At 55.2% G+C, this 22,293-nt stretch carries 16 protein-coding genes, 4 tRNA genes, 3 rRNA genes and 1 pseudogene; 4 read left to right on the plus strand and 20 right to left on the minus strand.

The window, feature by feature from the left end:
* Positions 1–9: 9 nt before the first annotated feature.
* The 8 genes and pseudogenes from M2422_RS10330 to dnaQ all read right to left on the minus strand — a co-directional run bounded on the left by M2422_RS10330 (position 10) and on the right by dnaQ (position 7,492).
* Entirely contained in the window at positions 10–885 is an 876-nt protein-coding gene (locus tag M2422_RS10330; protein ID WP_029739694.1) for an ABC transporter permease, read from the minus strand.
* Between the two features lie 2 nt (positions 886–887).
* Positions 888–1,829, minus strand: a complete 942-nt coding sequence (locus M2422_RS10335; protein WP_023310491.1) for an ABC transporter permease — start codon at positions 1,827–1,829, stop codon at positions 888–890.
* 18 nt (positions 1,830–1,847) lie between these two features.
* Positions 1,848–3,361 (minus strand): annotated as a pseudogene (locus M2422_RS10340) (ABC transporter substrate-binding protein).
* A gap of 2 nt (positions 3,362–3,363) precedes the next feature.
* Positions 3,364–4,446 (minus strand): ABC transporter ATP-binding protein, encoded by a 1,083-nt coding sequence (locus tag M2422_RS10345; RefSeq protein ID WP_064673484.1) that lies wholly within the window; start codon positions 4,444–4,446, stop codon positions 3,364–3,366.
* Positions 4,443–5,456: an ABC transporter ATP-binding protein gene (locus M2422_RS10350; RefSeq protein ID WP_064673485.1), complete on the minus strand. Its 1,014-nt coding sequence runs from the start codon at positions 5,454–5,456 to the stop codon at positions 4,443–4,445. The genes M2422_RS10345 and M2422_RS10350 overlap by 4 nt, the downstream gene beginning before the upstream one ends.
* Positions 5,453–6,172, minus strand: a complete 720-nt coding sequence (locus M2422_RS10355; RefSeq protein WP_023334601.1) for a FadR/GntR family transcriptional regulator — start codon at positions 6,170–6,172, stop codon at positions 5,453–5,455. Before M2422_RS10355 ends, M2422_RS10350 begins: the two co-directional genes overlap by 4 nt.
* A gap of 379 nt (positions 6,173–6,551) precedes the next feature.
* Positions 6,552–6,628, minus strand: a tRNA-Asp gene (locus tag M2422_RS10360).
* Between the two features lie 132 nt (positions 6,629–6,760).
* Entirely contained in the window at positions 6,761–7,492 is a 732-nt protein-coding gene (gene dnaQ / locus M2422_RS10365; RefSeq protein ID WP_055703371.1) for a DNA polymerase III subunit epsilon, read from the minus strand.
* A gap of 64 nt (positions 7,493–7,556) precedes the next feature.
* Between dnaQ and rnhA the strand changes: the two genes are divergently transcribed.
* Positions 7,557–8,024, plus strand: a complete 468-nt coding sequence (gene rnhA, locus M2422_RS10370; RefSeq protein ID WP_023334599.1) for a ribonuclease HI — start codon at positions 7,557–7,559, stop codon at positions 8,022–8,024.
* Here rnhA and M2422_RS10375 read toward each other — a convergent pair.
* Positions 8,021–8,740, minus strand: a complete 720-nt coding sequence (locus M2422_RS10375) for a class I SAM-dependent methyltransferase (protein ID WP_023310484.1) — start codon at positions 8,738–8,740, stop codon at positions 8,021–8,023. The two genes, rnhA and M2422_RS10375, sit on opposite strands and share 4 nt — an antisense overlap.
* 32 nt (positions 8,741–8,772) lie before the next feature.
* Here M2422_RS10375 and gloB point away from each other — a divergent pair, with 32 nt between their 5' ends.
* Both gloB and mltD read left to right on the plus strand, forming a co-directional pair.
* On the plus strand, positions 8,773–9,531 hold the full coding sequence (gene gloB / locus M2422_RS10380; protein ID WP_064673486.1) for a hydroxyacylglutathione hydrolase: 759 nt from the start codon (positions 8,773–8,775) through the stop codon (positions 9,529–9,531).
* Positions 9,532–9,599: 68 nt separating this feature from the next.
* A complete protein-coding gene (gene mltD, locus M2422_RS10385) occupies positions 9,600–10,964 on the plus strand; it encodes a murein transglycosylase D (RefSeq protein WP_032661729.1) in 1,365 nt (454 codons plus the stop codon).
* Positions 10,965–11,016: 52 nt separating this feature from the next.
* Here mltD and M2422_RS10390 read toward each other — a convergent pair whose 3' ends face one another.
* The 3 genes from M2422_RS10390 to M2422_RS10400 all read right to left on the minus strand — a co-directional run bounded on the left by M2422_RS10390 (position 11,017) and on the right by M2422_RS10400 (position 13,978).
* Positions 11,017–11,790, minus strand: coding sequence for a class I SAM-dependent methyltransferase (locus M2422_RS10390; RefSeq protein ID WP_048980843.1), 774 nt, complete (start codon positions 11,788–11,790; stop codon positions 11,017–11,019).
* Positions 11,791–11,865: 75 nt separating this feature from the next.
* Positions 11,866–12,666, minus strand: a complete 801-nt coding sequence (locus M2422_RS10395) for an endonuclease/exonuclease/phosphatase family protein (protein WP_024909448.1) — start codon at positions 12,664–12,666, stop codon at positions 11,866–11,868.
* Positions 12,667–12,802: 136 nt separating this feature from the next.
* Entirely contained in the window at positions 12,803–13,978 is a 1,176-nt protein-coding gene (locus tag M2422_RS10400) for an MFS transporter (RefSeq protein WP_064673487.1), read from the minus strand.
* 104 nt (positions 13,979–14,082) lie between these two features.
* On the opposite strand from M2422_RS10400, the gene yafC reads away from it, so the two are divergent.
* On the plus strand, positions 14,083–14,988 hold the full coding sequence (gene yafC, locus M2422_RS10405; protein ID WP_064673488.1) for a DNA-binding transcriptional regulator YafC: 906 nt from the start codon (positions 14,083–14,085) through the stop codon (positions 14,986–14,988).
* A gap of 29 nt (positions 14,989–15,017) precedes the next feature.
* Here the strand turns inward: yafC and dkgB are convergent, their stop codons facing one another.
* From dkgB to gmhB, 8 genes are all read right to left on the minus strand, one after another.
* Positions 15,018–15,821 carry a 2,5-didehydrogluconate reductase DkgB gene (gene dkgB / locus M2422_RS10410; RefSeq protein ID WP_048980839.1) on the minus strand — a complete coding sequence of 268 codons (804 nt, stop codon included), beginning with the start codon at positions 15,819–15,821 and terminating at the stop codon, positions 15,018–15,020.
* A 160-nt stretch (positions 15,822–15,981) separates the two neighbouring features.
* Positions 15,982–16,058, minus strand: a tRNA-Asp gene (locus M2422_RS10415).
* A gap of 55 nt (positions 16,059–16,113) precedes the next feature.
* A 5S ribosomal RNA gene (gene rrf / locus M2422_RS10420) occupies positions 16,114–16,229 on the minus strand.
* A 70-nt stretch (positions 16,230–16,299) separates the two neighbouring features.
* Positions 16,300–19,204, minus strand: a 23S ribosomal RNA gene (locus M2422_RS10425).
* 171 nt (positions 19,205–19,375) lie between these two features.
* Positions 19,376–19,451, minus strand: a tRNA-Ala gene (locus tag M2422_RS10430).
* Between the two features lie 42 nt (positions 19,452–19,493).
* Positions 19,494–19,570 (minus strand) — tRNA-Ile (locus tag M2422_RS10435).
* Between the two features lie 70 nt (positions 19,571–19,640).
* A 16S ribosomal RNA gene (locus M2422_RS10440) occupies positions 19,641–21,180 on the minus strand.
* The 16S, 23S and 5S rRNA genes sit together here with 3 tRNA genes alongside, the layout of an rRNA operon.
* A gap of 367 nt (positions 21,181–21,547) precedes the next feature.
* Positions 21,548–22,114 carry a D-glycero-beta-D-manno-heptose 1,7-bisphosphate 7-phosphatase gene (gene gmhB / locus M2422_RS10445; protein ID WP_048974968.1) on the minus strand — a complete coding sequence of 189 codons (567 nt, stop codon included), beginning with the start codon at positions 22,112–22,114 and terminating at the stop codon, positions 21,548–21,550.
* Positions 22,115–22,293: the final 179 nt, after the last annotated feature.

Genomic DNA, 22,293 nt, shown 5'->3' on the forward strand with positions numbered 1-22,293 from the left:
CATGACTCCTTAGTCGTGGCGCGGATCGAGCGCATCGCGCAGCCCGTCACCGAGTAAATTAAAGCCCTGCACGGCGAGAAAAATCGCCACGCCGGGGAAGACGGACATCCACGGCGCCTGCTCAAGAAACCCTTTCGCGGTGTTGAGCATGGAGCCCCAGGACGGATTGGGCGGCTGCTGCCCCAGCCCTAAAAACGACAGGCTGGCTTCGGCGATAATTGCCGAGGCAATCGCCAGCGTGGCCTGCACCAGGATCGGCGACATCACGTTCGGCAGGACGTATTTAATGATGATCCAGCGATCCGGCAGGCCAATCGCCCGCGCGCCGTCGATATACTCTTCGTTGCGAATGGCGATCACCTGGCCGCGCGTCAGGCGGGCGAAGATCGGCATCGCCGAAAGACCGATGGCGATCATGGCGTTCGTTAGGCTCGGGCCCAAAAACGCCCCCAGCGCGATCGCCATGATCAGGAACGGACAGGCCAGCAGCGCCTCGATAAACCGCGAGATCACGCCGTCCCACATCTTCTGGAAGTAACCCGCCACCAGCCCCAGCGGCACGCCGATGACCACCGCGATAACGACCGACATACAGCCTGCCATCAGCGAGGTGCGCGCACCCCAGATAATGCGGGATAAAATGTCGCGCCCCAGCTCGTCGGTGCCGAACCAGTACATCGCCGACGGCGCTTTGCGCACCGCCAGGAAGTTGGCTTTGACCGGGTCGAACGGGGCAATCCACGGCGCCAGCAGCGCCACCAGCACAAAGAATCCCACCACCACCGCGCCAATCACCGCACTTTTGTTGGCAAGGAATTTCTTCAGCACCCGGTTCTGCGCGCGCGGCAGCGCAGGCGTAACGGTTTGCGTCGTCAGTTCCGCCATGGTTAACCTCGCATTTTCGGGTTGATAAGGACGTAGAGCACGTCGGCCAGCAGGTTGAGCATCAGGAAGCCGATCGCCACGATCAGCACCACGCCCTGCACCACCGCGTAGTCACGGTTAAATACCGAGTCGACGATCATCTTGCCGAAGCCTGGAATGGTGAAGACCTGCTCGGTCAGCACCGCGCCGCCCAGCAGCTCGCCAAACAGCAGCGTGGTGAGGGTGATGACCGGCACCAGCGCGTTGCGAAACGCGTGCTTCAGGATCACCGCCTTTGGCAGCAGCCCCTTAGCGCGCGCGGTGCGGATGTAATCCGCCTTCAGAACCGCAATCATCGAGGCGCGGGTATGGCGCATCAGCGTCGCCGCAAGGCCCGTTCCGAGCACGGACGCGGGCAGCAGCAGCGTGCGCAGGTTCTGGAGCGGATCTTCACTGAACGGCACGTAGCCGGACGCGGGCAGCCACTGCAGGTTCACCGAAAAGACCAGAATCAGCAGGATCCCCAGCCAGAAGTGCGGGATCGAGATCCCCGAGATCGCCACGAAGTTCGCCCCGTGATCGACCCAGCTGTTTTTGTTCACCGCCGCGAGGATCCCCATGCTGATGCCAAACACCAGCGCGATAATCATCGCCAGCAGAGACAGCTCCAGCGTGACCGGCAGCTTGCTCGCGATCAGCTGCGTCACCGGTTCGTGCGTGCGTAAGGAGACGCCCAGATCGCCCTGCAGCGCGCGCGTCAGCCAGTGGAAATACTGCACGGGGATTGGCGCATCGAGGTTCAGTTCCGCGCGCAGCTGGGCGATGACCGCCGGGTCGCGCTCCTCCCCGGCCATGGCGATCAGCGGGTCGCCGGGCAGCAGCTTTTGCAGCCCGAAGACCATCATGCTCACCAGCAGCAGGGTTGGTATAGCCAGCAGCAGACGTTTGCAAATCAGTTCCAGCATGGGTTCTCCTCGGGACCTTTATTTCGCCAGCGTCAAACCCGCCAGACGCACGATGCCGTCCGGGTACGGCTTAAAGCCCTGCACGCTTTTGTTCAGACCGAAAATGCGCGGCTCGAAGTAGAGGTAGGCAATCGGCATGTCGGTTTGCAGCTGCTTCACCACCTTGTCGTACAGCGGCTGGCGTGCGGCCTGGTCGGTGCTCTGGCGCGCCTGGGTCAGCCACTCATCGACCTGCGCGTTGCTGTAGCGGCCGTCGTTAAGGGTGCCTTTGCTGTTGATAAAGCCGTAGATGCTGCCGTCCGGATCCGGGCGTCCCGACCAGCCGGAGAAGCTCAGCTGATAGTCGCCGCTCTGCTGGCGGTCGAGCAGCGTGGCGAATTCGGTCATCTGCAGGTTCAGGTTAAATCCGGCCTCGGCGACCATAGCCTGAATACCTGGCCCACCTGCTGCGAGGTTGGGTTGTTAGGCACCAGCAGGTTGACGGTCAGCGGCGCGGTGACGCCTGCCGCCTTCAGCAGCGCTTTGGCTTTGTCGACGTCACGCGGCGGAACCGGCAGGTTAACGTGATACGGGCTGACCGGGGAAAACGCCTGGTTGGCCGGGGTGTAGAGCCCTTCAAAGACCACCTGATTTAACGCATCGCGGTCGATGGCCTGAGAAAACGCCTCGCGCACGCGGGCGTCCTTGAACGGATCGTTCGCCGGCACCTTGCCGTTGTTGATGTTGAAGGTAATGCCCTGATAGCCCAGGCCCGTCACCTTCGCCAGCGCCAGCTTGCTGTCGGCTTCGACGGTTTTAACGTCGCTGGCGGCGATGCCTTCGGTCAGGTCGAGATCGCCCGCGCGCAGGTTCGCGAGGCGCACGGAGGCGTCCGGGATCGGCAGATAGATAATTTTGTCGAAGTGGTAGGCGTCTTTGTTCCAGTAGTTGTCGAAGCGGGTCAGAACGATGCGGTCCTGGGACACGCGGCTGTCGAATTTATACGGGCCGGAGCAGACCGGGTGGGCGGCAAAGTCCGGCTTTTTCGCCGCCTCCGGGGCCATCATTGCCCCGGCGCGGTCGGTGAGCTGCATCAGCAGCGCGGCATCGGGGGTCTTCAGGTGCAGCGCAATCTGCATCGGGCCGGTGACCTCGACCGATTCAACGGAGGAGATCTCGCTCTTACGCAGGGATCCTTTCAGGGTCAGGGCGCGGTCGAGGTTGTATTTTGCCGCGGCGGCATCGAATTTCTCACCGTCGTGGAAGGTGACGCCTTCGCGCAGATTGAGCGTCAGGGTTTTACCGTCGTCACTCCACGCCCAGTCTTTAGCCAGGCCGGGGACGACCTTCAGATTTTCATCCACGTCCACCAGCCTGTCGCACAGGGAGGCAAAGACGAAGCGGCCATAGTAGGTGCGCGCCAGATGCGGGTCGAGCATGTCCGGGTCAGCGCCCAGGCCGATTCGCAGCACGCTTTCAGAATGGGCGGGCAGCGCCGCGCCAAGCAACATAACACTTCCCAGTACGGTCAAAAGAGAATTACGCATTGTCATTATCATGAGTTCCTTGAAGGAAGGGACGAGTGAGTGGCCGCGTGTTCAAACAGCGCGCGGCGGCGCAGAAAGGCGGCGGATGGCGGTGCGATCTGAATAACGCTGCGATCGCGGTTGATCTCCTGCCAGCGGTGGCAGGCAACCTGACGTCCGCCGTCGAGCACCTGATTGATCGGCTCAACCTGGCGGCATTCATCGGTGACGTACGGGCAGCGGGTGTGGAAACGGCAGCCGGACGGCGGGCTGGCCGGGTTGGGCAGATCCCCCTGCAGCAGCGGCGCATCTCGCTCAACGCCCGGCTGCATCTGCGGTGCCGAGGCGATCAGCGCCTGGGTGTAGGGGTGCAGCGGTGCGTCAAAAATCTCATCGACGGTGGCAAGCTCAACGATTTGCCCGAGGTACATGACCGCCACGCGGTCGCTCATATGGCGGATCACCGCCAGGCCGTGGGCGACAATCACCATCGTCAGCCCCAGCTGGTGCTTCAGGCTCTCCAGCAGATTAACCACCTGCGCCTGAACGGAGACGTCCAGCGCGGATACCGGCTCATCGCCCAGCAGCAGCTTCGGCCCGGAAGCCAGCGCACGCGCAATGCCGATACGCTGGCGCTGCCCGCCGGAAAACTCGTGCGGATAGCGCCCGGCCCAGGCGGCAGGCAGGCCCACGGTTTTAAGCAGCTCGGCAACGCGGTACTGACGCTCCACTTTTTTCATGTTCTGATGCAGCCACAGCGGCTCCCCGACGATTTGCTCCACCGTCATGCGCGGGTTGAGCGAGGCGAAGGGATCCTGAAAGATGATTTGCAGCTCGCGCCGGAGCTGGTTCAGGCGGGCACCGGAGGCGTCGGTGATCTCCTCCCCCTGATAAAACACGCGCCCTTCGCTGGCGGCCAGCAGGCGCAGCAGCAGGCGGCCGAGCGTAGATTTGCCGGAGCCGGACTCGCCGACGATCGCCAGCGTTTCGCCCGGCATCACGGCAAGCGAAACGCGATCGACCGCGGTGACAAACCGTGCCGGGGTAAAGAGCTTTTTGGGGCCGGGGAAAAGCTTGCTGAGGTCACGGGCTTCAAGAATGGGCGTGGTCATGCGGTCTCTCCCAGGGCAATGTGGTGTTCGAGCGGCACGCGGAAGCAGGCGACCTGATGGCCCGCGCCGAGCGCGGTGAGCGGCGGTTTTTCAGCATGGCAGCGCGACAGCGCAAACGGGCAGCGGGTGGCAAAACGGCAGCCTTTCGGCATGGATTCCGGGAGCGGGACCGCGCCGGGAATGGTGGAGAGCTGGCCCTTGCGTGCGCCCAGCGAGGGGATCGACCCCATCAGGCCGATGGTGTACGGGTGCTGCGGGTCGGCGAATATTGCCTCCACGCTCCCCTGCTCCACCACCTGCCCGGCATACATCACCGCGACCTGCTGGGCGACTTCTGCCACCACGCCTAAATCGTGGGTGATCATCAGCACCGCCGTGCCGGTTTCCTCTTTTAAGGCGTTGAGCAAGGCGAGGATTTGCGCCTGGATGGTGACGTCGAGCGCTGTGGTCGGCTCGTCGGCAATCAGCAGTTTGGGGTGGTTAATCAACGCCATCGCAATCATCACGCGCTGGCGCATGCCGCCGGAAAGCTGGTGGGGATATGCTTTCAGGCGCATCTCTGCCGCCGGGATCTGCACCTTCTCGAGGATCTGCAGCGCGACCTTCATCGCCTCTGCGCGCGAGACGTTCTGGTGTCGCATAACCGCCTCGCTCAGCTGATCCCCCAGCGTGAACGCCGGATTGAGCGAGGTCATCGGCTCCTGAAAAATCATCGCCAGCTCGCTGCCGCGCAGATCGGCATACTCCCGCGGTGAGAGCTTTCGCAGATTGTGGCGGCGAAACTGCATCTCACCGCTGACAATCTGCGCGCTGGCGGGCAGTAATCCCATCAGCGCCAGGGAGGTGATACTTTTCCCGCAACCTGACTCCCCCACCAGCGCCAGCGTTTCGCCCGCCCTGACGGTCAGCGAGATACCATCAAGCACGCTAACCGGCGAGCCAGCAAACGTAACGTTGAGGTTTTGCACTCGCAATACGGGTGTGGCGTCCTTAAAGGGTATTGTCGTCATGGCGTGAAGTCGTCCTCAAGGTGGATCGCCTGAATCAGGGCGGTTTGCAGGCTGAGCAAGTGTTCGCGCATGGCGGCCGCGGCTTCATTAGGCTGGCGATGGATAATCGCAGACATGATCTTATGGTGGTGGTCGTTATAGCTGTCGACACGTTCGGGGGTGCGTGCCAGCTCGCGCAGATGCTGCCAGCCCGGTTCGCGCCGCACGGCATCAATGGCATCAAACAGGCCGAGCATCAGACGGTTGCCCGCCGCCTCAGCAATCGCCCGGTGAAAGGCGCTGTCCCAGAGTTCGTTGAGATCGCGGTCGTCCGGACTGACCTTGTCGATGCGTTCCAGCATGCGCTGCATGAGCGCGAGGTTTTCCCTGGTGGCACGCAGTGCCGCAAGCCGGGCTAAGCCGGGTTCGAGCTGTAGACGAGCTTCCATCACTTCCAGAAGGTTGGTTTGCTGAACCAATCCCTGAAGGGCCAGCGGTTCAACAGGTGCCGCCGGGCCAATAAAGGTCCCTTTGCCCTGCTTACGCCAGATGCGCCCCTCTTCTTCCAGCACGTCCAGCGCACGACGTACTTCACGTCGTCCTACGCCGAGAGTGTCCGACAGCTCACGTTCCGTGGGCAGCGGTATGCCTGGTGTTGACTCATGCTGGTTGATAAGCCCGCGCAACTGCTCAAGCGCGGTGCTGGAATTGGCCAGAAACCGTGACGGTTTTTCCATATTGGTTCGCTCGCTTTCATCATGACTTTATTTTTATTAACGATAAGTTATTGATATGGAATGAAGCTTATCGTGCTAATGATTAAGCAATAACCAAACCAATACGCAATTGGTTCGGTATATTTTTGGAAAGCAGGAGATAACCAGATGATTCTGCGTGAATTATTTTTACAGAAAGAAACATTCTGAATGAGGTGCGAAGAGAGGAGTGATGGAGTAATGCACAATACCAGTGCAAATAATGCACTATATCCGTGCAATTGTTAATAAATTGCACTATGAGTATTAACTTTTTGTTAACGATAAGGGGGAGAATGAGATTACTGAAGGCTGAAACGACGAAGGCCTGAATCATTTCTGATTCAGGCCTTCTGAATAGTGGCGGAACGGACGGGACTCGAACCCGCGACCCCCTGCGTGACAGGCAGGTATTCTAACCGACTGAACTACCGCTCCACTGTTCCCGTTTGGGGAACGAGGCGCATATTACGGTGCGCCTCCGATCTCGTCAACGCTTTTTCTCACGTTTTGAATCGTTTGCTGCAAAAATCGCCCAAACGATGATTTTACAGGCATTAAGGCGTTTTTTCAGGCGCGCCACAAACAGCTGCCGCCCTTCTTCTGGACCAGATCAAGCCGGGATTCGTGGTTAAGAAGCTCTTCGTCACTGGCTAAAATAACCCGCAACCGACTGGCCTGACGGACAACACGCTGAATGCCCGCTTCGCCTTGCGTCTGCTGGGATTCATTTTCCATACTGAACTTCATTGACGTCTGCCCGCCGGTCATCGTCAGATAGACATCGGCCAGGATCTGGGCATCGAGCAACGCCCCGTGGAGCGTTCGCTTGGTATTGTCTATCTCGTAGCGCGAGCAGAGTGCATCCAGGCTGTTACGCTTGCCGGGGAACATCTTCCTTGCCAGCGCCAGGCTGTCCGTCACCTTACAGAAGGTGTTCGTCTTCGGAATATCACGATTAAGCTTGCTGAATTCATAATCCATAAAGCCGATATCGAACGATGCGTTATGGATGACAAGCTCGGCGCCCTTGATGTATTCCAGGAACTCGTCAGCGACATCCGCAAAAGTCGGCTTATCCAGCAAGAACTCATCGGCAATCCCGTGAACGCCGAACGCTTCCGGATCCACCAGCCGATCGGGTTTGAGGTAGACGTGGAAGTTGTTCCCCGTAAGACGACGGTTCACCACTTCAACGGCACCGATCTCGATGATCTTATGCCCCTCGTAGTGCGCGCCGATCTGGTTCATACCGGTGGTTTCGGTATCGAGGACAATCTGGCGAGTAATTGCAGTGCTCATAGCGGTCATTTATGTCAGACTTATCGTTTAACTGAACGTTTCGAATACAGGAAGTCTACCAGAGATGCGTAAACAGGTAGAAATTTTCACCGATGGATCTTGTCTCGGTAACCCAGGACCCGGCGGCTACGGCGCGATTATGCGCTATCGCCAGCACGAAAAAACCTTTAGCGAAGGCTATTTTCTGACCACCAACAACCGGATGGAGTTGATGGCGGCCATCGTGGCGCTGGAGGCGTTAAAAGAACATTGTGACGTGGTGCTAAGCACCGACAGTCAGTACGTGCGTCAGGGGATCACCCAGTGGATCCATAACTGGAAAAAACGCGGCTGGAAGACCGCCGATAAGAAGCCGGTCAAGAACGTCGATCTCTGGAAACGTCTTGATGCTGCGCTGGGCCAGCACCAGATTAAGTGGGAGTGGGTTAAAGGCCACGCAGGCCACCCGGAAAACGAACGCTGCGACGAACTGGCGCGTGCTGCGGCATCCAATCCCGCACATGAAGATGCGGGCTATCAGCCCGACGTCTAATCGGTTTTTTTGTACTGCCGCGTGGCGCCCACGGTCTGGCGGATGGGCGTTTTCGACTTGCTCTGCTTCATGGGGTTAAGCGTAAGGGGAATGGTTCGCTTACGCGCAACGATAAACTGCAAACAGCCCAACGCGGGGAGATGGGTGCTCAGTACCACGCCCCCCTGCCGCGCCCAGGGCAGCACCTGAAAACCACCGTAGCAGAGCACTTCAAAATTCAGCAGTGAAAGCCAGTCGAGCTGACGCATCATGGTGAACATCCGGCTGTTGTAAGGTGGAGTCCGGCGTAGCACCGGTACCAGCTTACGCAGGCCCATCAGGCTTAGCGGATTGAATCCGCTAAGTACCAGCCAGCCGTCATCAATCAGCACGCGATCGGCTTCGCGAAGCAGACGATGCGGATCGCTGCACCAGGGTAGCGTATGTGCGAGCAAACACGCATCGACGGATTTTTCCGCAAACGGCAGATGCAACGGGTCTGCTTTCACCTGAACCGGCGATCCGCCGAGAGAGACGTTAACCTGATGCGAGATAGCGCAGCTTTCGGTATTGATTTCCGCGCTGAGATTGCCAATCTTAAGCAGGTGAAAGCCATACATTTTCGCGAGCCAGGGTTTTAGCTGCTGTTCTAACGCTTCGCGATAGTATTCACCCCAGGGCAATTCCGCCCAACGTTCCGGTGCTGCGACAGTCTGAGGTATCCTTGCCGGTTTCATCAAAACACCCGCCACGCTCTAAGAGGTAATGTATGAATCTTATCAGTATTCCAGCGTTTCAGGACAATTACATCTGGGTTTTGGTTGACGACGATCGCCGCTGCGTCATTGTCGATCCCGGAGAATCCGCCCCTGTACTGCACGCCGTAAAAGAGAACGGCTGGCAGCCAGAAGCCATTCTGTTGACGCATCATCATAACGATCACACTGGCGGCGTGCCTGAACTGCGCGCTCATTTTCCGCATCTTGTGGTTTACGGACCGGCAGAGGCACAAGATAAGGGAATCACGCATGTAGTCGAAGAAGGCGAAAATATCCTCATACGCGAGTGGGAGTTTTCCGTATTTGCCACACCGGGTCACACTTTGGGACATCTGTGTTTCTACAGTAAGCCTTATCTTTTTTGCGGCGATACGCTCTTCTCCGGAGGCTGCGGAAGACTGTTTGAAGGCACGCCAGCTCAAATGTATCAGTCTTTACAGAAGATTAACGCGCTACCCGATGAGACGCTCATTTGTTGCGCCCATGAGTATACATTAGGAAATATGAAGTTTGCAGTGAGCCTCTTACCCGAGGATCGAGCGATTCAGGATTATTATCACAAAGTGAAGGAGTTACGTGCAAAAAACCAAAAAACACTCCCCGTAATTCTGAAAAATGAGCGCCAAATTAATTTATTTTTACGCACAGATGATATTGATTTAATTAATAAAATTAACCAAGAAACAAATATGCAACAACCAGAACAGCGATTTGCATGGTTAAGGTCAAAGAAAGATAACTTCAGATAATTGCGGGTTGCCTTTTCAAAATTTCGCCGTTATCATCGCTCGTCTTTTAAGCAACTATTGACACACACATGAAGGCAAAAGCGATATTACTCGCCTCTGTCCTGCTTGTAGGTTGCCAGTCGCAAAACGGCAGCAACGTACAACAGCACGCACAGAGCCTTTCTGCAGCTGGTCAAGGGGAAGCAGGGAAGTTTGCAAGTTCGGCGCGCTGGATGGACGATGGAACATCTTACGCGCAGGATCAAGACTTGTGGACCTCTATTGGCGACGAGCTAAAGATGGGAATTCCGGAAAATCCCCGGATTCGCGAACAGAAACAGAAGTATTTAAGTAATAAGAGCTATCTCCACGATGTAACGTTACGGGCAGAGCCGTATATGTACTGGATAGCCGGGCAAGTTAAGAAACGTAACATGCCTATGGAGCTGGTACTCCTACCCATAGTGGAGAGCGCTTTTGACCCACACGCGACGTCTGGCGCCAATGCCGCAGGCATTTGGCAGATCATTCCGAGCACCGGGCGAAACTATGGTCTGAAACAGACCCGCAACTATGATGCGCGTCGCGATGTTGTCGCTTCAACGACAGCCGCTCTCGACATGATGCAACGTCTGAACAAGATGTTTGACGGCGACTGGCTGTTAACGGTCGCAGCGTATAATAGTGGCGAAGGTCGTGTACTGAAGGCAATGAAAGCGAATAAAGCACGGGGTAAATCCACCGATTTTTGGTCGCTCTCACTGCCACAGGAAACAAAGATTTACGTACCGAAAATGCTGGCATTGAGCGATATTCTCAAGAACAGCAAGCGTTACGGTGTACAACTGCCAACACCAGACGAAAGTCGTGCACTGGCGCGTGTTCGCCTCAGCAATCCAGTTGATATTCAACAGGTTGCTGATATGACGGGTATGTCGGTAAGTAAATTGAAAACCTTTAATGCTGGCGTTAAAGGCTCAACCCTGGGGGCAAGTGGCCCGCAGTATGTAATGGTTCCGCAGAAACATGCCGAGCAGTTACGTGAGTCTTTAGCTTCTGGTGAAATCGCCGCCGTTCAGTCAACGCTGATCGCGGATGCATCATCAGTTAACAGCCGCAGCTATAAGGTTCGTTCAGGTGATACGCTTTCGGGCATCGCGTCACGTCTTGGCGTGAATGCGAAAGATCTGCAGCAGTGGAATAATCTGCGCAGTTCCGGCCTGAAAGTGGGTCAGACTCTGACGGTAGGTGCAGGTAGCAGCGCACAGCGTCTCGCCAGCAACAGCGATAGCATTACCTATCGCGTACGCAAGGGCGATTCACTGTCCAGTATCGCAAAACGGCACGGCGTGAACATCAAGGATGTGATGCGCTGGAACAATGATACTGACAATCTGAAACCTGGCGACCAGCTGACGCTGTTTGTGAAGAACAGCGCGACGCCAGACTCCTGATAGCACGATCGAAAGATAAAAAGGCACCGATTCCCCTCGGTGCCTTTTTTGTTTATTCCGCTTTTTGCGCTTCAGCCATGATGGTATCGCTGGTAAACGAGCCATCGTCCTGCAGTTCAAAGTACGCCTTTACCTCCGCGGACGCACTCTCCTGATACAGTCTGATCGCCTGGCTCAATGCTTCCGGGGTGCGCATACGCGCGATCCAGGAGCTGAACTCCAGCGGTAAGCGATCGGTAATCAACGCGCGCGCGATCAGCCCCGCTTCAGTGATAAGCGACAACCACTCTCCGCTGGCGTAATTTTGCACGTGCGAGGTATCGCGCAGCGCTTCTACCGTCTGCAGCCAGATATTGCGCACCGGGTGTCCGGGAGACATCACATCCATAATGATGAAGGTGCCGCCCGGCTTCAGAACACGTTTGACCTCGCGCAATGCCTGGCCGACATCGTGCCAGTGGTGCGCGGAATAACGGCTGATCACCACCTCAAACGATGCATCATCGAACGGTAAGGATTCGGCATAGCCCTGGCGCGTATCGATGTTGTTCAGCCCTTTCGCTTTTGCCGCCCCGGCAACGACGTCCAGCATCTGGCTGGATAAGTCATACGCGGTAACGTGCGCGACCCGCTGCGCAGCCGTAAAGCTGGCATGCCCTGCCCCGCAGCCTAAATCCAGCACGTGCGCCTGCGGGAACGCCGCCAGACGTTCACCGAGACGCACCAGATCGCGGCCAGAAGCATGCACGGCGCTGCTCAGATAGGCACTTGCCTGAGAACCAAACTGTTTTTCTACATTGTCATGATGGGAGCGTGTTGTTGTCATCGTACTGTCCTTTGTGAGTGAAAAATAAAGGGCAGCACCCGCACAGGCCTGCCCCACGGCAGACCTGACACACCATTATTTATCAGGTTTGCCGGGACTGAATTCGACTAGTAGAGGGTTATGATCCGAGGCGCGCGTCACCAGAACCGAGGCGTCGTGCACGCTCAAACCACGATAGAAGACAAAATCGAGAGGACGACCAAAGGCTTTTTTGCGCTGGTCATCGCTAAAACGAACTTCACGCAGCGACATTTCGCGCGCAAAGCGATACAGCGCATTCATGCGCGGACGGCTCCAGGCATTGAAATCGCCGGCCATAATGATGGGCCCGCTGTGATGGGCAATCTGATCGCCGATCGGAAGTAACTGCTTACTGTAGACATCCACGCCCAGGCTGAAGTTTACCGCGTGGATATTCACGACCATCAGCATTCGGGTATCCGGCAGCGGATAGACCGTCACCAGCGCCGATTTTGCCAGACGCAGGATAGGTTCACGTTCGCGCAGTGGACAGCAATAGACCGGATGTGCTGCTGAAAGCGTCATCACACCTGAGGGGTGTTGCGGCAGGACAAATGCAGGCACCTGGTCGGCGGCAAGATAGTTCGTGGTGGCAAACCGTACCAGCTCAGGAGTGGTTTGCGCCTCCTGGAGCAAAACCAGGTGGGCATCTTTTCCAAAATTCTTGAGCACCGATAACCATTCGGCACGCTGCTGCTTAAAGATATTCCACACCAGTACACGGATTTTCTCATCGCTGCTTAACGGCGTGCCGGCGGGTAATGCCTGGCTTATGCTCGCAAATGACCCCGGAGGCAAGATCCTCTCCGCGGGCATTCCGGCAACATAACGCATGGCATAGGTATTTTTTCGCACTTTTGGAAACAGCCTCTGTAACATGAACCAGCCCGGAAAACGGACTGGTTCTAATGTTATAGGGACTTTAGGTCATACTTTCAACGCAATTTCTGAGAAACCGCTTTCCAGTTTTGTAAGCAAGCACTTACTGATGTTACCCCAGCGCGACCCGGGCTGGCTTATCGAGACGTCCACTCAGGCCAATCAGCAGGAAGGCGACCAGGACAATCACCGCGCCAATCCACGGGGTCTGGGCTAATCCGACATGCGCTACGGTTTGCCCGCCAATGATGGAGCCCAGCGCAATGCCGATATTAAATGCGGCAATGTTCAGACCGGACGCCACATCCACCGCATTTGGCGTATAGAGCTCGGCTTTCTGGACAACGTAAACCTGAAGCCCGGGGACATTACCAAAGGCAAAGATCCCCATGACCAGCACAGTGACCAGCGCGGCGTAGTGTACCGAAGCCGTGAACTGGAAAATCATCAGCAGAACCACCAGGGCGGCGAAGATGAATTTCAGCGCCGGTACCGCACCATGCTTATCCGCAAGCTTGCCGCCCCAGATATTGCCAACGGCAACGGAAATACCGTATCCCAGCAAAATCCAGCTCACGGCATTAGGTGAAAAGCCTGCCAGGTCCTGCATCATCGGCGCCAGGAAGGTGAAAGCCGTGAATACGCCGCCATAGCCCAATGCAGTTACCGCGTAGATAATCAGCAAACGGGGATGCGTGAGCACCTTCAGCTGATCGCGCAGGCTGGCGCTCGCCCGGCCAGGGATATTCGACGGTACCAGCAGCAGGCTGGTCACCAGGGCGATGACGCCCAGTAAGGAGACGGCCAGGAACGTTTCACGCCAGCCGAAGTGTTGTCCGATAAACGTTCCCAACGGTACGCCCGTAACGAGTGCGACGGTCAGTCCACCAAACATGATCGCAATGGCTGAAGCCGCTTTCTCTTTGGGCACCAGGCTGGTTGCAATGGTGGAACCAATCGAGAAGAACACGCCGTGTGCAAGGCCGGTTAACAGACGCGCAATCACCAGCGTGGTGTAGTCCGGCGCCTGCCAGGCCAGAATGTTGCCAGCGGTGAACAGCACCATCAGCGCGACTAACAGCTGCTTACGCGGAAAACGTCCGGTCAGGGCCGTCAGCACTGGCGCACCGACGGCGACGCCCAGGGCGTAGATAGACACCAGCAATCCGGCTGAGGGCAACGAGATCGCAAGCTGGTTAGCAATAGTGGGAACCAGACCCACGATAACAAATTCGGTCGTGCCAATTGCGAAGGCACTGATCGTCAGGGCAAGTAGCGCCAGTGGCATAAAATACTCCGTATCATCAGGATTAAGATGACAGGCAGTATGCGCCAGTGCTTAAATAACAAAAATGGTCAAAATCTCAATAGAATTTTGCAGGTGGTGCAACAATGAAAGCAACATCGGAAGAGCTGACAACCTTTGTCGCCGTCGTTGAAGGCGGCAGCTTTAGCCGCGCGGCCGAACAGCTGGGTCAGGCTAACTCAGCCATCAGCCGTTCGGTAAAAAAACTGGAGATGAAGCTTGGAGTGAGTCTGCTCAACCGAACGACGCGGCAGTTGAGCCTGACGGAAGAAGGAGAGCGTTACTTCCGCCGCGTGCAGTCGGTACTGCAGGAGATGGCTGCAGCAGAGACGGAGATTATGGAGACCCGCAGCACGCCGCGTGGATTGCTGCGCATTGATGCGGCCACGCCGGTTGTGCTCCATTTTCTGATGCCGCTGATCAAACCTTTCCGCGAACGCTATCCGGAGATGACGCTATCGCTGGTCTCCTCAGAGACGTTTATCAACCTCATCGAACGGAAAGTGGATGTGGCTATCCGGGCGGGAACCCTGACAGATTCAAGCTTGCGTGCCCGCCCTCTGTTTGCCAGCTACCGCAAAATTATCGCATCGCCAGAGTATATTGCCGAGCATGGGAAACCGGAGACGGTTGAAGAATTGAAGCAGCATCTGTGCCTTGGCTTTACGGAGCCGGTGTCGCTGAACACCTGGCCTGTCGCCTGTCATGATGGTCAACTTCATGAAATTACCTGCGGATTATCCTCAAACAGCGGGGAAACGCTGAAGCAGCTGTGTCTCGAAGGAAATGGTATCGCCTGCTTGTCAGACTATATGATTGACAAGGAGATAGCCCGGGGTGAACTGGTGGAGCTAATGGCCGATAAACGCCTGCCGGTCGAAATGCCTTTTAGCGCAGTGTATTACAGTGACAGAGCGGTGAGTACGCGCATTCGTGCCTTTATTGACTTCCTGAGTGAACATATAAAAACAGCTCCCGGAGGAGCTGTGTGAGGGTTCAGGTTACAGAGGGTGGGTCAAACTTAATCCCAGTCAGGAGCTAAACCTTCCGGGCTTACCAGGCGATCGTTGCACTCCAGCGCTGCGATCGCTTTTTTATCGTCTGCATCCAGATGAAGATCCGCTGCTAACAGGTTGCTGGCCAGGTTTTCACGCTTAGTCGATGATGGGATCACGGCATAACCTTCACCCATTGCCCATGCCAGAATGACCTGCGCAGCAGTCGCGTTATGTTTCTCTGCGATACGCGTAATCACTTCATCTTTCAGCGCCTTACCGTAGGCCAGCGTCATGTAGGAGGTGATGTGGATCCCGTGCTGTTTTGCCCAGTCCACGACTTTGCGGTTTTGCAGGTATGGCGACAGCTCAATCTGGTTAGTCGCAATATTTTCTGCACCAACAGCAGCAATGGCTTTTTCCATCAGCGGAATGGTGAAGTTGGAGATCCCTATTTCGCGGGTTAAGCCCTGCTCTTTCGCCTCCAGCAGCGCCTGCATGAATTCTTCTACTGAGACGGCATCATTCGGTGAAGGCCAGTGGATAAGAGTCAGATCTACGTAGTCAGTACGCAGTTTTTTCAGACTCTCTTTCAGGCTAGGGATCAGCTTATCTTTGCTGAGATTCTCAATCCAGATTTTCGTGGTGATAAACAGTTCGTTACGCGGCACACCACTCTCTTCGAGAGCTTGTCCAACGGCAGCTTCGTTTTCATAGATCTGTGCCGTATCAACTGCACGATAGCCCAGTTCGAGTGCGGTTTTAACAGATGCGATAACAACGTCGTCTTTCAGGCGGAAAGTGCCCAGACCAAATGCAGGGAGAGTCATACTATTCCTCAATCATTATGTTCGTAAACTGAGGAAGATTATCGCTGGCGTTGTTATAGAGAAAAAGATCGCAAAACGCAGAGGATTTTTGCTAATTTCGCAATAATTAAACGTCAGATAAGAAAAAAGCCCTGAGCGTGAGCTCAGGGCTTTTAATAAGTGGCGGAACGGACGGGACTCGAACCCGCGACCCCCTGCGTGACAGGCAGGTATTCTAACCGACTGAACTACCGCTCCACCGAAGACTGCTGTAACCACCGGATTTATGCACCGGCTTACTACTTAATTTGATGCCTGGCAGTTCCCTACTCTCACATGGGGAGACCCCACACTACCATCGGCGCTACGGCGTTTCACTTCTGAGTTCGGCATGGGGTCAGGTGGGACCACCGCGCTAAAGCCGCCAGGCAAATTCTGTTTAATCTGTATCAGGCTGAAAATCGTGTCTCTCTCTTCGCCGAAACAGCTTCGGCGTTGTAAGGTTAAGCCTCACGGTTCATTAGTATCGGTTAGCTCAACGCATCGCTGCGCTTACACACCCGACCTATCAACGTCGTAGTCTTCAACGTTCCTTCAGGACCCTTAAAGGGTCAGGGAGAACTCATCTCGGGGCAAGTTTCGTGCTTAGATGCTTTCAGCACTTATCTTTTCCGCATTTAGCTACCGGGCAGTGCCATTGGCATGACAACCCGAACACCAGTGATGCGTCCACTCCGGTCCTCTCGTACTAGGAGCAGCCCCCCTCAATTCTCCAGCGCCCACGGCAGATAGGGACCGAACTGTCTCACGACGTTCTAAACCCAGCTCGCGTACCACTTTAAATGGCGAACAGCCATACCCTTGGGACCTACTTCAGCCCCAGGATGTGATGAGCCGACATCGAGGTGCCAAACACCGCCGTCGATATGAACTCTTGGGCGGTATCAGCCTGTTATCCCCGGAGTACCTTTTATCCGTTGAGCGATGGCCCTTCCATTCAGAACCACCGGATCACTATGACCTGCTTTCGCACCTGCTCGAGCCGTCACTCTCGCAGTCAAGCTAGCTTATGCCATTGCACTAACCTCCTGATGTCCGACCAGGATTAGCTAACCTTCGTGCTCCTCCGTTACTCTTTGGGAGGAGACCGCCCCAGTCAAACTACCCACCAGACACTGTCCGCAACCCGGATTACGGGTCTACGTTAGAACACCAGCCATTAAAGGGTGGTATTTCAAGGTCGGCTCCACGCAGACTGGCGTCCACGCTTCAAAGCCTCCCACCTATCCTACACATCAAGGACCAGTGTTCAGTGTCAAGCTATAGTAAAGGTTCACGGGGTCTTTCCGTCTTGCCGCGGGTACACTGCATCTTCACAGCGAGTTCAATTTCACTGAGTCTCGGGTGGAGACAGCCTGGCCATCATTACGCCATTCGTGCAGGTCGGAACTTACCCGACAAGGAATTTCGCTACCTTAGGACCGTTATAGTTACGGCCGCCGTTTACCGGGGCTTCGATCAAGAGCTTCGCGTTGCCGCTAACCCCATCAATTAACCTTCCGGCACCGGGCAGGCGTCACACCGTATACGTCCACTTTCGTGTTTGCACAGTGCTGTGTTTTTAATAAACAGTTGCAGCCAGCTGGTATCTTCGACTGATTTCAGCTCCACCCGCAGGGGCTTCACCTACATATCAGCGTGCCTTCTCCCGAAGTTACGGCACCATTTTGCCTAGTTCCTTCACCCGAGTTCTCTCAAGCGCCTTGGTATTCTCTACCTGACCACCTGTGTCGGTTTGGGGTACGATTTCGTGTTACCTGATGCTTAGAGGCTTTTCCTGGAAGCAGGGCATTTGTTACTTCAGCACCGTAGTGCCTCGTCATCACACCTCAGCGTTAAAAGGTACCGGATTTACCTGGAACCTCCGCCTACATGCTTAAACCGGGACAACCGTCGCCCGGCTAACATAGCCTTCTCCGTCCCCCCTTCGCAGTAACACCAAGTACAGGAATATTAACCTGTTTCCCATCGACTACGCCTTTCGGCCTCGCCTTAGGGGTCGACTCACCCTGCCCCGATTAACGTTGGACAGGAACCCTTGGTCTTCCGGCGAGCGGGCTTTTCACCCGCTTTATCGTTACTTATGTCAGCATTCGCACTTCTGATACCTCCAGCACCCCTCACAGGACACCTTCAACGGCTTACAGAACGCTCCCCTACCCAACAACGCCTAAGCGTCGCTGCCGCAGCTTCGGTGCATGGTTTAGCCCCGTTACATCTTCCGCGCAGGCCGACTCGACCAGTGAGCTATTACGCTTTCTTTAAATGATGGCTGCTTCTAAGCCAACATCCTGGCTGTCTGTGCCTTCCCACATCGTTTCCCACTTAACCATGACTTTGGGACCTTAGCTGGCGGTCTGGGTTGTTTCCCTCTTCACGACGGACGTTAGCACCCGCCGTGTGTCTCCCGTGATAACATTCTTCGGTATTCGTAGTTTGCATCGGGTTGGTAAGCCGGGATGGCCCCCTAGCCGAAACAGTGCTCTACCCCCGAAGATGAGTTCACGAGGCGCTACCTAAATAGCTTTCGGGGAGAACCAGCTATCTCCCGGTTTGATTGGCCTTTCACCCCCAGCCACAAGTCATCCGCTAATTTTTCAACATTAGTCGGTTCGGTCCTCCAGTTAGTGTTACCCAACCTTCAACCTGCCCATGGCTAGATCACCGGGTTTCGGGTCTATACCCTGCAACTTAACGCCCAGTTAAGACTCGGTTTCCCTTCGGCTCCCCTATACGGTTAACCTTGCTACAGAATATAAGTCGCTGACCCATTATACAAAAGGTACGCAGTCACACCACGAAGGTGCTCCCACTGCTTGTACGTACACGGTTTCAGGTTCTTTTTCACTCCCCTCGCCGGGGTTCTTTTCGCCTTTCCCTCACGGTACTGGTTCACTATCGGTCAGTCAGGAGTATTTAGCCTTGGAGGATGGTCCCCCCATATTCAGACAGGATACCACGTGTCCCGCCCTACTCTTCGAGTTCACAACCTGTGTGCTTTCGTGTACGGGACTGTCACCCTGTACCGTGCGACTTTCCAGACGCTTCCACTAACACACAAGCTGATTCAGACTCTGGGCTGCTCCCCGTTCGCTCGCCGCTACTGGGGGAATCTCGGTTGATTTCTTTTCCTCGGGGTACTTAGATGTTTCAGTTCCCCCGGTTCGCCTCGTTAACCTATGTATTCAGTTAACGATAGTGTGACGAATCACACTGGGTTTCCCCATTCGGACATCGCCGGGTCAAAGGTTCATATCACCTCGCCGGCGCTTTTCGCAGATTAGCACGTCCTTCATCGCCTCTGACTGCCAGGGCATCCACCGTGTACGCTTAGTCGCTTAACCTCACAACCCGAAGATGTTTCACTTCTGATTGCGAAAATTTGAGAGACTCGAACACACCAATTAAGATGTGTCGTTTCAATTTTCAGCTTGATCCAGATTTTTAAAGAGCAAAACTTCGCAGTGCACCTTTTCAGGTTCACTCTGAAGTTTTCTTGTGTTCGCAGTAAAAGATGGTGGAGCTATGCGGGATCGAACCGCAGACCTCCTGCGTGCAAAGCAGGCGCTCTCCCAGCTGAGCTATAGCCCCATCGTTTGCAATCTCTGTACCGCTCATCCTTTAAAAGGAGTTTGGTAGGCCTGAGTGGACTTGAACCACCGACCTCACCCTTATCAGGGGTGCGCTCTAACCACCTGAGCTACAAGCCTGCAGAGATTTTTTACTGCTGTTTTTCATCAGACAATCTGTGTGAGCACTACAAAGGCAGGTTCTTTAAGGTAAGGAGGTGATCCAACCGCAGGTTCCCCTACGGTTACCTTGTTACGACTTCACCCCAGTCATGAATCACAAAGTGGTAAGCGCCCTCCCGAAGGTTAAGCTACCTACTTCTTTTGCAACCCACTCCCATGGTGTGACGGGCGGTGTGTACAAGGCCCGGGAACGTATTCACCGTAGCATTCTGATCTACGATTACTAGCGATTCCGACTTCATGGAGTCGAGTTGCAGACTCCAATCCGGACTACGACGCACTTTATGAGGTCCGCTTGCTCTCGCGAGGTCGCTTCTCTTTGTATGCGCCATTGTAGCACGTGTGTAGCCCTACTCGTAAGGGCCATGATGACTTGACGTCATCCCCACCTTCCTCCAGTTTATCACTGGCAGTCTCCTTTGAGTTCCCGGCCGGACCGCTGGCAACAAAGGATAAGGGTTGCGCTCGTTGCGGGACTTAACCCAACATTTCACAACACGAGCTGACGACAGCCATGCAGCACCTGTCTCAGAGTTCCCGAAGGCACCAATCCATCTCTGGAAAGTTCTCTGGATGTCAAGAGTAGGTAAGGTTCTTCGCGTTGCATCGAATTAAACCACATGCTCCACCGCTTGTGCGGGCCCCCGTCAATTCATTTGAGTTTTAACCTTGCGGCCGTACTCCCCAGGCGGTCGACTTAACGCGTTAGCTCCGGAAGCCACGCCTCAAGGGCACAACCTCCAAGTCGACATCGTTTACGGCGTGGACTACCAGGGTATCTAATCCTGTTTGCTCCCCACGCTTTCGCACCTGAGCGTCAGTCTTTGTCCAGGGGGCCGCCTTCGCCACCGGTATTCCTCCAGATCTCTACGCATTTCACCGCTACACCTGGAATTCTACCCCCCTCTACAAGACTCTAGCCTGCCAGTTTCGAATGCAGTTCCCAGGTTGAGCCCGGGGATTTCACATCCGACTTGACAGACCGCCTGCGTGCGCTTTACGCCCAGTAATTCCGATTAACGCTTGCACCCTCCGTATTACCGCGGCTGCTGGCACGGAGTTAGCCGGTGCTTCTTCTGCGGGTAACGTCAATCGACAAGGTTATTAACCTTATCGCCTTCCTCCCCGCTGAAAGTACTTTACAACCCGAAGGCCTTCTTCATACACGCGGCATGGCTGCATCAGGCTTGCGCCCATTGTGCAATATTCCCCACTGCTGCCTCCCGTAGGAGTCTGGACCGTGTCTCAGTTCCAGTGTGGCTGGTCATCCTCTCAGACCAGCTAGGGATCGTCGCCTAGGTGAGCCGTTACCCCACCTACTAGCTAATCCCATCTGGGCACATCTGATGGCAAGAGGCCCGAAGGTCCCCCTCTTTGGTCTTGCGACGTTATGCGGTATTAGCTACCGTTTCCAGTAGTTATCCCCCTCCATCAGGCAGTTTCCCAGACATTACTCACCCGTCCGCCGCTCGTCACCCAGGAGCAAGCTCCCTGTGCTACCGCTCGACTTGCATGTGTTAGGCCTGCCGCCAGCGTTCAATCTGAGCCATGATCAAACTCTTCAATTTAAGTTTGATGCTCGTGAATTAAACTTCGTAATGAATTACGTATGTTCACTCAGAGACTTGGTATTCATTTATTGTCCGAAGACATTAAGAATCCATGTCACTTTGAGTGCCCACACAGATTGTCTGATAAATTGTTAAAGAGCAGTGCAACGCGGCTTTCGCTCACCGTTGCGAGGTGGCGTATATTACGCTTTCCTCTTTCAGAGTCAACCCGTTATTTCAGAATTTTTCTCTTCAACCGACCGCGTTGTCTGTGAAGTGATTCACATCCGCCGTGTCGATGGAGGCGCATTATAGGGGGCCGCCGAGGAATGACAAGCGGAAAAATGCATTTTTATTTCAACCGCTCACCTTTTCACCAAAAAGGCTATTTTTGGTGCTTTTTAATCTCTTTTGGCAGGTCGGCCAGACTATTAATCACCCAATCCGCTGCATTTTCTGCTTCTGGCGTCACTGGCTTACCGGTGCGAACTAATATTTTGGTTCCTACACCCGCTGCCGCTGCCGCCTGCATATCTTCCAGTTTATCGCCCACCATATAAGAAGCAGACATATCAATGTGCAGGAACTCCTGTGCAGAGATGAACATCCCCGGATGCGGCTTACGGCAGTCACAGGTCTGGCGATACGCATCAACGGTTCCCTGCGGGTGGTGCGGACAATAGTAGATGCCGTCGAGATCCACACCGCGGTCGGCCAGCGACCAGTCCATCCATTCCGTCAGCGTCTCGAACTGCGCCTCGGTGAATTTACCGCGTGCAATACCGGACTGGTTCGTCACAACCACCAGCGCATAACCCATCTCTTTCAGCTGGCGCATGGCATCTATTACGCCCTCGATAAACTCGAACTCATCAATCTCATGAACATAACCGTGATCCACATTAATAGTGCCATCACGATCGAGAAAAATTGCGGGTACTGATTTTGCCACCGGTTTGCTCCTGAAAAAGGCATGTTCGACTAGTATCTCATGAATCGCAGCGCAATAAAGTGCTCATCGTACAGAGTTGGATTGATTTAGACGTCTGGATGCCTTAACATCCGTTTTGTTTACGGTCATCACCCGTATCTGGCAGAAGAAAATGCCACGGCTAACTTACATACGATAAA

This window comes from Enterobacter sp. SLBN-59, from assembly GCF_024807915.1.
Classification (GTDB): Bacteria; Pseudomonadota; Gammaproteobacteria; order Enterobacterales; family Enterobacteriaceae; genus Enterobacter; species Enterobacter asburiae_B.

Excerpts from the sequence above, each read along its gene's own strand:
- M2422_RS10330 (WP_029739694.1), bottom strand. The coding sequence starts at position 885 with ATGGCGGAACTGACGACGCAAACCGTTACGCCTGCGCTGCCGCGCGCG.
- M2422_RS10335 (WP_023310491.1), bottom strand. The coding sequence starts at position 1,829 with ATGCTGGAACTGATTTGCAAACGTCTGCTGCTGGCTATACCAACCCTG.
- M2422_RS10345 (WP_064673484.1), bottom strand. The coding sequence starts at position 4,446 with ATGACCACGCCCATTCTTGAAGCCCGTGACCTCAGCAAGCTTTTCCCC.
- M2422_RS10350 (WP_064673485.1), bottom strand. The coding sequence starts at position 5,456 with ATGACGACAATACCCTTTAAGGACGCCACACCCGTATTGCGAGTGCAA.
- M2422_RS10355 (WP_023334601.1), bottom strand. The coding sequence starts at position 6,172 with ATGGAAAAACCGTCACGGTTTCTGGCCAATTCCAGCACCGCGCTTGAG.
- dnaQ (WP_055703371.1), bottom strand. The coding sequence starts at position 7,492 with ATGAGCACTGCAATTACTCGCCAGATTGTCCTCGATACCGAAACCACC.
- rnhA (WP_023334599.1), top strand. The coding sequence starts at position 7,557 with ATGCGTAAACAGGTAGAAATTTTCACCGATGGATCTTGTCTCGGTAAC.
- M2422_RS10375 (WP_023310484.1), bottom strand. The coding sequence starts at position 8,740 with ATGAAACCGGCAAGGATACCTCAGACTGTCGCAGCACCGGAACGTTGG.
- gloB (WP_064673486.1), top strand. The coding sequence starts at position 8,773 with ATGAATCTTATCAGTATTCCAGCGTTTCAGGACAATTACATCTGGGTT.
- mltD (WP_032661729.1), top strand. The coding sequence starts at position 9,600 with ATGAAGGCAAAAGCGATATTACTCGCCTCTGTCCTGCTTGTAGGTTGC.
- M2422_RS10390 (WP_048980843.1), bottom strand. The coding sequence starts at position 11,790 with ATGACAACAACACGCTCCCATCATGACAATGTAGAAAAACAGTTTGGT.
- M2422_RS10400 (WP_064673487.1), bottom strand. The coding sequence starts at position 13,978 with ATGCCACTGGCGCTACTTGCCCTGACGATCAGTGCCTTCGCAATTGGC.
- yafC (WP_064673488.1), top strand. The coding sequence starts at position 14,083 with ATGAAAGCAACATCGGAAGAGCTGACAACCTTTGTCGCCGTCGTTGAA.
- dkgB (WP_048980839.1), bottom strand. The coding sequence starts at position 15,821 with ATGACTCTCCCTGCATTTGGTCTGGGCACTTTCCGCCTGAAAGACGAC.